The organism is Janthinobacterium sp. FW305-128 (assembly GCF_020858135.1).
Lineage (GTDB): Bacteria > Pseudomonadota > Gammaproteobacteria > Burkholderiales > Burkholderiaceae_D > Janthinobacterium.
Map to the genome: position 1 here is coordinate 117099 of NZ_JACYMK010000001.1, position 12011 is coordinate 129109.

Here is a 12011-nt window from a genome sequence, read left to right on the forward strand (position 1 = left end):
GCAAACGATTTTTTTGCACCCAGACATGCGTGATGCGCATATCTTGCGGCATACTGGAGCCTTTCACCGGCCCGATACCCCCATGTCACGCAAAATTCCCATGCTGCAAGCGCTAAATTGTTTCGAAGCGGCCGCGCGCCACCAGAGCTACACGCATGCGGCGCGCGAACTGTCGCTGACGCAAAGCGCCGTCTCGCGGCAGATATCTTCCCTGGAAAGCTTTCTTGGCGTGCAATTGTTCCAGCGCACGCGCCATGGCGTGCTGCTGACCAGCGCCGGCGCTGCGTATGCGCGCCAGATCGCGGCCCGTCTCGACGGCCTGGAGCGCGACACGCTCGACACCATGGCGCGCCAGGGCGGCGGCGGGGCGCTGCAGCTCGCGTCTGTGCCCACGTTTGCCACGCGCTGGCTGATGCCGCGGCTGTCGTCGCTGGCCGGTTTGCACCCCGATATCGTCGTGCATATCGATGCCTATACAAAGCCGTTCATGTTTGCCGATACGGAATACGACGGCGCCTTGTACGCGGGCACGCCCGAGCAGCTGGCGCGCTGGCCCGGCACGCGCGCCACCTTGCTCATGCACGAAGAAATCGTGCCCGTCGCCAGCCCGCGCCTGCTGGCGGCGCGCAGCGCCTGGCAGCCGCAGGATTTATTGGAACTGACCTTGTTGCAGCAAAGTACGCGCCCGGGCGCCTGGCGCCAGTGGTTTGACGCCATGCAGGTCGATGGGGAACTGGCGCGCTACGGCGCCCGCTATGAGTTGTTTTCCATGCTGGCCATGGCGGCCGTGCAGGGACAGGGCGTGGTCTTGCTGCCCCGTATGCTGGTCGAAGCGGAACTGGCGCGCGGCGAGCTGCGCATCGCATGCGAGCGCCCACTGCGCGGCCAGCGCGCGTATTACCTGATCACGCCCGAGGCGGCACATGAGAAACTGGCCTTGCAGCAGTTCCGCGTATGGCTGCAAGACGAGGCGGCCTAGACGACCTTGGCCGTATCGAAGTGGGGATTGTCGATCAGGCCGATCTGGTTGCCGAAGGGGTCGAGCAATTCCACCGTGCGGATGCCGTCGCCCACGTCCGTGATCGGATGGTGCAGGCTGCCGCCCAGTGCAACGATGCGTTCGACTTCCTGCTCGATGCCGTCCACGCCCCAGTACGTCACGCTGCCCTGCGTGCCAGGCTGGCCGTCCGGCAGCAGCCCCAGCTCGAAGCCGCCGATGGCAAAGCCGACATAGAACGGCTGGTCGAAATACGGTGCCGTGCCGAATACCTGGCTGTACCAGGCTTTGGCCTTGTCCAGGTCGGGGACGGGATAGGTGACGGTGCGCAAGCCCTTGATCATGTTCTGCTCCTGGTGAATGAAGAATAACGCCATCATGCCACCGGCGTGCGCGTGGCGATTGGAAAAATGGAAGGTGCTCAAGCGCGCCGGCCCGTCAGCCACGCGTCGGGCGAGCTGCGGGCGAATTCCTGGAAGTCGTGGATCAGGTGCGACTGGTCGAAATAACCATATTGCAAGGCCACCTGCGCCCAGTCCTGCTGTCCCGCCACGCTTTGCATGGCCTGGCTGGCGGCGCGGAAACGGCAGATGCGGGCAAACAGCTTCGGGCTGATGCCCACTTGCTGGCGAAATTGCAGCGCCAGGTGCTGGCGCGACACGCCCAGCTGCTGCGCCAGGCCATCCACGCGCACCTGCCCCGATGCCGCCTCAATGGCCGCGATGGCATGTTCGGCCGCGCCGGCCTGGCGCCGTGGCGGCGCGGTGCGCAGGCGCAGCAGCAGATATTCTTGCAAAATAGAAACCCTTTGTGCATTGCTCAAGGGCTCGCACCATAGCGCGTCGCCCAGGCGCGCCGCCAGCTCGCGGCCCCACAGCTGCTGCAATCCCGTGCGGCCATCGCTCAGTTCGCACAAGGGCAGCTGGAAGAAGCGTGCCGCCGCACCCGGCTTGAAGCGGGCCGCCACCGTCTGCACCAGACCCTGGTTGACGACGGTGACGGGCGCCGTCATCATGCCGACGGCAAAGCTGGCGTCCTGCTGGTCCTGGCACAGAATATCGATGCAATTGTCGGGCAAGACCTGGTGCGTGAAGGGCGTGGCGCCCGTCTGCACGCGGCAGGTCCAGACGCAGTCCAGCCAGGGGCGCAGGGCGGGGAGGGGCGGATATTCCTGGTAGACGATCATGGCCGGCTTTGATGCAAAGAACAAGATTGCCCATATATTACACAGCATAATTGTGCGCTTGCCAAAATTTGCCGGCCCGGGCCGCCAGCGCGCCGCGCTATCGGGCGGCGACAACCAGTATAATGCTCGGTTCATATCCACTATTGGCCGCACATCATGCAAGATAAATATAGTCCCGCCGACGTCGAACAAGCCGCCCAATCGCACTGGAAGGCGATCGACGCCTATAAAGCCGTCGAACACGACCCGCGTTTCCCAAAAGGCAAGTATTTTGCCTGCTCGATGCTGCCTTACCCTTCGGGCAAGCTGCACATGGGTCACGTGCGCAACTATACGATCAATGACGTGATGTACCGCTACCTGCGCATGAACGGCTACAACGTGCTCATGCCGATGGGCTGGGATGCGTTCGGCATGCCGGCGGAAAACGCGGCCATGGCCAACAACGTGCCGCCCGCGCAATGGACGTATTCGAACATCGCTCACATGAAGCAGCAGATGGAATCGATGGGCCTGGCCATCGACTGGTCGCGCGAAATGACCGCCTGCAAGCCCGAATACTACAAATGGAACCAGTGGATGTTCCTCAAGATGCTGGAAAAAGGCATCATCTACAAGAAGACGGGTACCGTGAACTGGGACCCGATCGACCAGACCGTGCTGGCCAACGAACAAGTGGTCGATGGCAAGGGTTGGCGTTCCGGCGCGCTGATCGAAAAGCGCGAAATCCCCATGTATTACGCGCGCATCACCGATTACGCGGAAGAGCTGCTGGCCTATGTCGATGACAAGCTGCCGGGCTGGCCCGAGCGCGTGCGCATCATGCAGACCAACTGGATCGGCAAGTCGACGGGCGTGCGCTTCGCCTTCCCGCATGCGATCAAGGACGCGAACGGCGCCCTGATCGGCGACGGCAAGCTGTACGTCTTTACTACCCGTCCGGACACCGTCATGGGCGTGACCTTCTGCGCCGTGGCCGCCGAACACCCGCTGGCCATCCACGCCGCGCAAACCAATCCTGCACTGGCCGCGTTCAATGCCGAATGCAAGCTCGGTTCCGTGATCGAGGCGGACATGGCGACGATGGAGAAGAAGGGCATGCCGACCGGCCTGTTCGTCACCCATCCGCTGACGGGCGCGCAAGTGGAAGTCTGGGTCGGCAACTACGTGCTGATCACCTACGGCGACGGCGCCGTGATGGGCGTGCCGGCGCACGACGAACGCGATTTCGGCTTTGCCAAGAAATACAATCTGCCGATCAAGCAAGTGATCGAAGTCAAGGGCCAGGAATTTTCGACGGATGCCTGGCAGGAATCGTATGGCAGCAAGGACGGCGTCTGCATCGCTTCCGGCAAATACGACGGCCTGCATTTCGCGTCCGCCGTCGATGCGGTGGCCGCCGACCTGGCGGAGCTGGGCCTGGGCGAAAAGAAAACCACGTTCCGCCTGCGCGACTGGGGCATTTCGCGCCAGCGCTACTGGGGCACGCCGATCCCGATGATCCATTGCGCCGACTGCGGCGTGGTGCCGGTGCCGGAAAAAGACCTGCCGGTGGTGCTGCCGGAAGACTGCGTGCCGGACGGCACGGGCAACCCGCTGAACAAATATGAAGCCTTCCTGCAGTGCGACTGCCCGCAGTGCGGCAAGCCGGCGCGCCGCGAGACGGACACCATGGATACCTTCGTCGATTCGTCGTGGTACTACATGCGCTATACCTCGCCAGGCTCGAACGACGCCATGGTCGACGCGCGCAACGATTACTGGATGCCGATGGACCAGTACATCGGCGGCATCGAACACGCCGTCATGCACTTGCTGTACGCGCGCTTCTGGACCAAGATCATGCGCGACTTCGGCCTGGTCAAGTTCGACGAGCCGTTCGTCAACCTGCTGACGCAAGGCATGGTGCTCAACGAAACGTACTTCCGCAAGGACGCCGCCGGCAAGACCACCTGGTTCAACCCGGACGACGTGCGCTTGTCGCTCGACGACAAGGGCCGTCCGCAGTCCGCCGTCCTGGTGGCCGACGGCCAGCCCGTGGAAATCGGCGGCACGGAAAAAATGTCGAAGTCGAAGAACAACGGCATCGACCCGCAAGCGCAGATCGAGCAGTACGGCGCCGACACGGCCCGTCTGTTCACCATGTTCGCCTCGCCGCCGGAACAGACCCTGGAATGGTCGGGCAGCGGTGTCGAAGGCGCGAACCGCTTCCTGCGCCGCGTGTGGAACTTCGGCTATGCCCAGTCGGCAACGATCCAGGCCGCACTGGCTGGCGGCGCCGCACCGGCCACGGGCGACGCGCAGAAAAACCTGCGCCGCGAATTGCACAAGCTGCTGCAGCAAGCCGATTACGACTTGAAGCGCATCCAGTACAACACCGTGGTGTCGGCCTGCATGAAGATGCTCAACACGCTGGAATCGGCCAAGCTGGACGATAGCGCGCAGTCGAAGGCGCTGATCGCCGAAGGCTTCTCGATCTTCCTGCGCCTGCTCAATCCCGTCGCGCCGCACATCACCCATGTGCTGTGGCAGGAACTCGGCTACGCTGGCGTGCACGGCGATCTGCTGAACGTGGCATGGCCGCAGGTCGACCCGCAAGCGCTGGAGCAGTCCGAGATCGAGATGATGATCCAGGTGAACGGCAAGCTGCGCGGCTCGATCACGGTGGCCAAGGATGCGGACAAGGCCAGCATCGAAGCGGCCGCGCTGGCGTGCGAAAGTGTGCAGAAGTACGTCGAGACCACGCCGAAGAAGATCATCGTCGTGCCAGGCAAGTTAATCAGCATCGTGGTGTAATCATGACGACTTCCTCTCAAGTATCGCTGTTGGGCCGCCGTGCCGTACTGGCGTTGGGCCTGACCGTCCTGCTGTCGGCCTGCGGCTTTCACTTGCGCGGTTCGAACGGCAGTTTCATGCTGCCGTTCGCGACGATGTACATCGGCTTGCCCGACTCGTCGCCGCTGGCGATCGGCCTCAAGCGCTATATCCGCGCCATTGGCAGCACGGAGGTGGTCAATACCAGGGATGGCGCCGACGCCGTCCTTGAAGTGATCTCCGATCCGGAGATGAATCGTACCAAGACCATTTTGTCCCTGAACACCAGCGGCCGCGTACAAGAGTATCAACTCGGCTATTCGATCAATTTCCGCGTGGTGGACAAGGCCGGCAACCAGTTGCTGGCGCCGACGACCATCAGTCTGGTGCGCCCCATCACCTTCGACGACAGGCAGGTACTGGCCAAGGAAACCGAGGAAGCGGCGCTGTACCGCGACATGCGCAACGACCTGGTGCAGCAGATCATGCGCCGCCTGGCCGCCATCAAGCCGGTGCTGCCGGCCATGTCGGTGGCGCCGGTGACGCCGGCCGCGCCGGCCGCCCCGCAGCAGTAACGGGGACGCCATGCAATTGCGGATAGATGCGCTCGATGGGCATGTGGCCAAGCCGCTGGCGCAGCTGTATGTGATCACCAGCGACGAACACTTGCTGGCGCTGGAAGCGGCCGACAAGATCCGCCGCGCGGCGCGCGCGCAGGGCTACTCCGAGCGCGACGTGCTGACGGTGGAGCGCAGCTTCAAGTGGAGTGAACTGCTGGCGGCGAACCAGGAGCTGTCGCTGTTCGGCGATAAAAAACTGATCGAACTGCGCATCCCCACGGGCAAGCCGGGCAAGGATGGCGGCGCGGCGCTGCAAAGCTACGCGAAAAACCTCAGTCCCGACAACCTGACCCTGATCACCTTGCCCAAGCTGGATTGGGCCACGCAAAAGGCGGCCTGGGTCGCCAGCCTGCAGCAGGCGGCCGTGTATATCGACATTCCGAATGTGGAACGGGCACAGTTGCCGGCGTGGATATCGCAGCGCCTGGCCGCGCAGGGGCAAAGCGCCGAGCGTGCCAGCATCGACTTCATCGCCGAACGGGTGGAAGGCAATTTGCTCGCGGCGCACCAGGAAATCCAGAAACTGGGCTTGCTGCACGCAGCGGGCAAGCTGACGTACGAACAAGTGCAGGACGCGGTGCTGAACGTGGCCCGCTACGATGTCTTCAAGCTGTCCGAAGCGATGCTGGCCGGCGACCCGGCGCGCCTGGTGCGCATGCTCGAAGGCTTGAAAGGCGAGGGCGAGGCGCTGCCGCTGGTCTTGTGGGCCGTCTCCGAGGAAATCCGCACGCTGTTAAAATTGAAGGCCGGCATGGCGCAAGGGCGTCCGTTGGGCGCGCTGCTGAAGGAATACCGCATCTGGGGTCCGCGCGAGCGGATGATGGAACCGGCCCTGCGGCGCATTTCGCTGCCCGTGCTGGAAGCGGCGCTGCAGCAGGCGGCGCAGGTGGACAAGATGATCAAGGGTTTGCGTGCCAAGGGCTACGCGGGCGATGCCTGGGACGCCATGCTGCAACTGGGACTGAAGATCGCCCGAGGCTAGTTTTTTACTATATGGATACGAGCATGGACATCACAGAATATATGCAGGACGTGGGCACGCGCGCACGCGCTGCTTCGCGCGCCATGGCGCGTGCCGACAGCGCCACGCGCAACCGCGCCTTGACCCTGATCGCCGCCGCCATCGTGCGCGATGCCGATCTGCTGCGCGCGGCCAACCAGCGCGACCTCGATGCGGCGGCCGCCGCCGGCCTGGCGCCGGCCATGCTCGACCGCCTGACCCTGTCCGACGCCGCCATCGCCACCATGGTCGAAGGCTTGACGCAAATCGTGTCGCTGGCCGACCCGATCGGCGAAATCTCGAACATGAAATTCCGTCCGACGGGCATCCAGGTGGGCCAGATGCGCGTGCCGCTGGGCGTCATCGGCATCATCTATGAAGCGCGTCCGAACGTGACGGTGGACGCGGCCGGCCTGTGCATCAAGAGCGGCAACGCGACGATCTTGCGCGGCGGCTCGGAAGCGATTCACTGCAACCGCGCGCTGGCCAAGCTGGTGGCCGAGGGCTTGCTGGGTGCCGGCCTGCCTGCCGATGCCGTGCAAGTGATCGACACCACCGACCGCGCCGCCGTCGGCGCTTTGATCACCATGCCGCAGTACGTGGACGTCATCGTGCCGCGCGGCGGCAAGGGCCTGATCGCGCGCCTGATGGAAGAGGCCACCGTGCCGATGATCAAGCACCTCGACGGCATCTGCCACGTCTTCATCGACGCCAAGGCCGATATCCGGAAGGCGATCGATATCGGCTTCAACGCGAAGTGCCACCGCTACGGCACCTGCAACACCATGGAAACCCTGCTGGTGGCGCGCGCCATCGCACCGGCCGTGCTGCCGCAGCTGGCCGAACTGTACCTGACCAAACAGGTGGAACTGCGCGCCGATCCGGAAAGCCATGCGATCCTGGTCGCCGCCGCTTATCCGCACCTGGTAGCGGCCACCGAGGAAGATTGGTCCACCGAATACCTGGCCGCCATCCTGTCGGTGAAGGTGGTCGACGGCATCGACGAAGCGATGGACCACATCAACCGGTATTCGTCGAAGCACACGGAGTCCATCATCACGGAAGACTACAGCGATGCGCTGCGCTTCTTGCGCGAAGTCGATTCCGCCTCGGTGATGGTGAACGCCTCGACGCGTTTCGCCGACGGTTTCGAATATGGCCTTGGCGCCGAGATCGGCATCTCGAACGACAAGCTGCACGCGCGCGGCCCGGTGGGCCTGGAAGGCCTGACCTCGCTCAAGTACGTGGTCTTCGGCCACGGCGAAGTACGCAAATAGTCTCATTCGCGGGCGGCCCACAAGGCGGCCCGTGCTCTTGTTTCTCTCCACCTCTGACACTGGGAACCCCATGCTCTTTCTCTGGACCAAAGCCTTCCACATCATCTTCGTCATTTCCTGGTTCGCCGGCCTGTTTTATTTGCCGCGCATCTTCGTGAACCTGGCGATGGAGACGGAAACGGTGGCCACCGAGCGCCTGCTGCTGATGGCGCGCAAGTTGTACCGCTTCATGTCGCTGCTGGCGCTGCCGGCGATGGTGCTGGGGCTGGCGTTGATGTGGATGCTGTATGGCGGGAGCCAGGGCGGCATGAAGATGCCGGGCTGGATGCACGCCAAACTGACCTTCGTGGTGCTGCTGCTCGGCTATCACCACGCTTGCGGTTCCATCCTGCGCAAGTTTGAAAAAGGTCTTAACAAGCGCAGTCACACCTGGTTCCGCTGGTTTAATGAAGTGCCGGTGGTGATGCTGCTGGCCGTCGTCGTGCTGGTCGTGGTCAAGCCTTTCTAAGGGAGTCGAAATGAGTGCAAGCCAGAGCAAAGTCGTGCAGTATTTTTTTGCGCCCCACTCGCCATGGACCTACCTGGGGCATGCGCGCCTGATGGCCATCGCCGCGAAGACGGGCGCACAGATCGACGTGCGTCCCTTTGACCTGGGCAAGGTCTTCAGCGTCTCGGGCGGCCTGCCGCTGGCCAAGCGCGCACCGCAGCGCCAGGCGTACCGCCTGGCGGAACTGGCGCGCTGGTCGGCCTTTTTGCAGGTGCCATTGACCCTGCAGCCGAAGTTCTTCCCCGTGTCGCCGGAAGCGTCGGCCAAGCTGATCATCGCCACGCGCCTGGCGCACGGCGTGGAAGCGTCGCTGAAGCTGGCGCACGTCATCATGCGCGGCCTGTGGGCGGAGGAGCGCAACATCGGCGACGAGGAAACCCTGGTGCAGATCGCGTTTGACGCCGGTTTCGACGGCCGCCAGTTGCTGAAAACGTCGGAGACGGCCAGCGTGCAGGCGGAATACGACGCCAATACGGAAGCGGCCACGGCCGCCAGCGTGTTCGGCTCGCCGTGGTACATCGTCGATGGCGAAGGGTTCTGGGGGCAGGACCGCCTCGATTTTGTCGAGCGCGCGCTGGCGAAATAATTATGGAAAGATGTCAATGTAGGTCGGATTAGCGCTTTGCGCGTAATCCGACAAGCTCAGTCGGCAGCGGTGTTTGTCGGCTTACGCCCTGGCGGGCTAAGCCGACCTACGCCGACCTACGCCGACCTGCGCCGACCTGCGCAAGATATTGGATGTAGGTCGGATTGGCGCTGCGCGCGTAATCCGACAAGTTTTGAAATTTTTAGTTAATTGTTTTTCAACGGATAAAAGGTACACCATGGCTTCATATTTTTGCCCATGCCCGCGCGGCATGGAAGCGGCGCTGGCCGAAGAGCTGGGCGAGATCGCCCAGGATAGTGCGACCATGAAGGTGCACAACCAGGTGCCGGGCGGCGTCCATTGCTCCGGCGACCTGCTCGATTCCTACCGCATCAACCTGCATTCGCGCATCGCTTCGCGCGTGCTGATGCGCATGGCCCATTCCGGCTACAAGACGGAAAACGATATTTACGACCTGACCCTGGCGCAAGCGTGGGAAGACTGGTTCGGCGTGCACCACACGATCCGCGTTGACGTCACGGCCGTGAAATCGCCGCTGCGCAGCCTGGAATTCACGACACTGAAAATCAAGGATGCGATCTGCGACCGCTTCCGCGACCAGTTCAACGAGCGTCCATCGGTCAACACCAAGACGCCGGACATGCGCATCGTCGGCTTCCTCGACGCGCATACCTTCACCGTCTATCTCGACACCTCGGGCGAAGCCTTGTTCAAGCGCGGCTGGCGCGAAGAGACGGGCGACGCGCCGCTGCGCGAAAACCTGGCCGCCGGCCTGCTGCGCGTGTCGGGCTGGAAGCCTGGCATGGTGCTGTTCGACCCGATGTGCGGTTCCGGCACCATCCTGGCCGAAGCGGCGCAGATGCTGCAAGGGATACCGCCGGGCGCCTCGCGCCAGTTCGCGTTTGAAAACTTCCACGACTTCGATCCGGCGCCGTGGAATGCCATGAAAAACGCCATCAAGGTCAATCCGCTGCCGGCCGAACCGACCATTTTCGGCAGCGACATTTCGGGCGACATGGTCGCCATGACGCGCCATAACCTGCGTTGCGCCGGCGTGCGCTTCGACGTGCCCCTGAAACAGATCGAGGCGCAGGAAGTCAAGCCGCCGAGCGACGTGCCGGGCATCATGCTGACCAACCCGCCGTACGGCGAGCGTATCGGCGTGCGCGGCGACAGCACCATCCCGGAAGATGAACTGTCGACGTCGTTCTATTCGGCCATGGGCACGACCCTGAAGCAGCGCTTCGCCGGCTGGACCGTGTTCCTGTTCACGGCCGACCTGGGCCTGCCCAAGCTGCTGCGTCTGAAGGAAGCGCGCAAGACGCCATTCTTCAACGGTGCGCTGGAATGCCGTTTGTTCCGCTTTGATATGGTCGCCGGCTACAACCGCCGCGAAGAAGCCAAGCCAAAAAATAACTGATCAAACCTGCTGCGCGTCGGGATAGGCGGCCTGTGATGCTCGCCGTACTCGTGTACGGCTGCGCTTCTCGGCCAGCTCTCCCTTCCGCTCGCGACGGTTTTATCAGCTATTTTGGCGTCTGTAGACGTCTGTAGTAACGCAGTACCTCGCGCGGACCGCAACCGGTCCGCGCGCCACTTTGGATCCGCCATGTTTCCCACCCCTCCGGCCGATGTGCCGCCCGACCCGGTCACGCCCGTTCCGCCTCCCACACCGAGCCACATGGCGCCGCTGAGCCGCGGTGCGCTGGCGATGATGCTGGCCGGGCTGTCGATGCTGGGTCCCCTGTCGATCGATACCTATCTGCCCGCGTTTGGCGCGATCCAGGGTTCGCTGCAGGCGTCGCCGCTGGAAGTGCAGCAGTCGCTGACGTTCTACATGCTGGCCTTTGCCGGCATGGTGCTGTGGCATGGCGCGATCTCGGATACCTTCGGCAGGCGCAACGTCATTCTCGTGTCGCTGCTGATGTTTGCCATCGGTTCGCTCGGCTGCGCTTCGGCGCACACGGTGCATTACCTGTGGTTCTTCCGCATCATGCAGGGCGTCTCGGCCGGCGCCGGCGTGGTGATCAGCCGTGCCATCATCCGCGACCTGTATGCCGATGCGGCGGCGGCGCGGCTGCTGTCGCTGGTGACGATGATCTTTTCCATCGCGCCGGCCGTGGCGCCGATTCTGGGCGGCTGGATCGTCATCTGGTTCGACTGGCGCTCGATCTTCCTGTTCCTCGCCTTCTACACGGTGGTGCTGCTGGCGTTCTGCTACTGGCGCCTGCCCGAAACCCTGCCGATGGAAAAGCGCCAGCCCTTCAATCCCCGCTTCCTGGCGTCGAGCTATGGCCAGATCCTGCGCTCGCCGCTGTTCCACATCAAGGCCGGCATCGTCGCCCTCAATTTCGCGGGCCTGTTCCTGTTCATCACGGCCGCGCCGGAAATGCTGCCCAAGCAGCTGGGCCTGGGACCATCGCAATTCGCCTGGCTGTTCATTCCCTGCGTGAGCGGCATCTTCATGGGCGCCGCGGCGGCCAACCGCATCGCCGGCAAGGTCACGTTCGCGCGCCAGATCGGCATCGGCTTTGCCTTCCTGCTGTGCGCCGCCAGCGTCAATGTCGTCTATCACCTGTTCCTGCCGCCATCCTTGCCCTGGTCGGTGGTGCCCCTGTTCTTCTATACCTTCGGCATGTCGCTGGTGGGCCCGGGCGCGACCCTGCTGGCGCTCGACCTGTTCCCGCACATCCGCGGCACGGTGGCCTCGTGCCAGTCGTTTGCCAGCACCTTGCTGGGCGCCGTGGTGGCCGGCGTGATCTCGCCGCTGCTGTCCGGTTCCGTGCTGTGGCTGGCGTCGGGCCAGCTGGCGTTTACGGGCCTGGCGCTGGCGCTGTGGCTGATATCGCGGCGCTTCCGCCACCGTTTGCTGGGTTCCTTCAAGGCATAAGTTTCCATCGCAGAACGCTGGATTTATTTCAACTTAATTTTCTATATTGCAAGTAATATCCGGCGCTTATGAT

Annotated in this window: 11 protein-coding genes; 9 read left to right on the forward strand and 2 right to left on the reverse strand. The window is 63.3% G+C overall.

The annotated features are described in order from the left end of the window. The first annotated feature begins 82 nt into the window (after window positions 1–82). Window positions 83–979, forward strand: coding sequence for a LysR substrate-binding domain-containing protein (locus IGS60_RS00530; protein WP_070220526.1), 897 nt, complete (start codon window positions 83–85; stop codon window positions 977–979). On the opposite strand, the gene IGS60_RS00535 is transcribed toward IGS60_RS00530, so the two are convergent. Continuing rightward, the gene (locus IGS60_RS00535) at window positions 976–1377 is read right to left on the reverse strand and encodes a VOC family protein (RefSeq protein ID WP_227742056.1); all 402 of its coding nucleotides are present in this window, start codon (window positions 1375–1377) and stop codon (window positions 976–978) included. The two genes, IGS60_RS00530 and IGS60_RS00535, sit on opposite strands and share 4 nt — an antisense overlap. 41 nt (window positions 1378–1418) lie before the next feature. Further along, a complete protein-coding gene (locus IGS60_RS00540) occupies window positions 1419–2207 on the reverse strand; it encodes a DUF6597 domain-containing transcriptional factor (RefSeq protein WP_230501751.1) in 789 nt (262 codons plus the stop codon). 132 nt (window positions 2208–2339) lie between these two features. Between IGS60_RS00540 and leuS the strand changes: the two genes are divergently transcribed. From leuS to IGS60_RS00580, 8 genes are all read left to right on the forward strand, one after another. Then, entirely contained in the window at window positions 2340–4979 is a 2640-nt protein-coding gene (leuS, locus tag IGS60_RS00545; RefSeq protein ID WP_070311735.1) for a leucine--tRNA ligase, read from the forward strand. Between the two features lie 2 nt (window positions 4980–4981). After that, complete coding sequence (lptE, locus tag IGS60_RS00550; RefSeq protein ID WP_070220522.1) at window positions 4982–5572, forward strand: LPS assembly lipoprotein LptE; 591 nt, start codon at window positions 4982–4984, stop codon at window positions 5570–5572. Between the two features lie 10 nt (window positions 5573–5582). After that, window positions 5583–6599 carry a DNA polymerase III subunit delta gene (gene holA, locus IGS60_RS00555; RefSeq protein ID WP_230501752.1) on the forward strand — a complete coding sequence of 339 codons (1017 nt, stop codon included), beginning with the start codon at window positions 5583–5585 and terminating at the stop codon, window positions 6597–6599. 23 nt (window positions 6600–6622) lie between these two features. After that, window positions 6623–7894, forward strand: coding sequence for a glutamate-5-semialdehyde dehydrogenase (locus IGS60_RS00560; protein ID WP_230501753.1), 1272 nt, complete (start codon window positions 6623–6625; stop codon window positions 7892–7894). 70 nt (window positions 7895–7964) lie between these two features. Further along, window positions 7965–8402 carry a CopD family protein gene (locus tag IGS60_RS00565; RefSeq protein ID WP_070220518.1) on the forward strand — a complete coding sequence of 146 codons (438 nt, stop codon included), beginning with the start codon at window positions 7965–7967 and terminating at the stop codon, window positions 8400–8402. Window positions 8403–8412: 10 nt separating this feature from the next. Next, complete coding sequence (locus tag IGS60_RS00570; RefSeq protein WP_070290856.1) at window positions 8413–9027, forward strand: 2-hydroxychromene-2-carboxylate isomerase; 615 nt, start codon at window positions 8413–8415, stop codon at window positions 9025–9027. Window positions 9028–9298: 271 nt separating this feature from the next. Continuing rightward, on the forward strand, window positions 9299–10468 hold the full coding sequence (locus tag IGS60_RS00575) for a class I SAM-dependent RNA methyltransferase (RefSeq protein WP_070220514.1): 1170 nt from the start codon (window positions 9299–9301) through the stop codon (window positions 10466–10468). Window positions 10469–10657: 189 nt separating this feature from the next. After that, on the forward strand, window positions 10658–11938 hold the full coding sequence (locus IGS60_RS00580) for a multidrug effflux MFS transporter (protein ID WP_230501756.1): 1281 nt from the start codon (window positions 10658–10660) through the stop codon (window positions 11936–11938). Window positions 11939–12011: the final 73 nt, after the last annotated feature.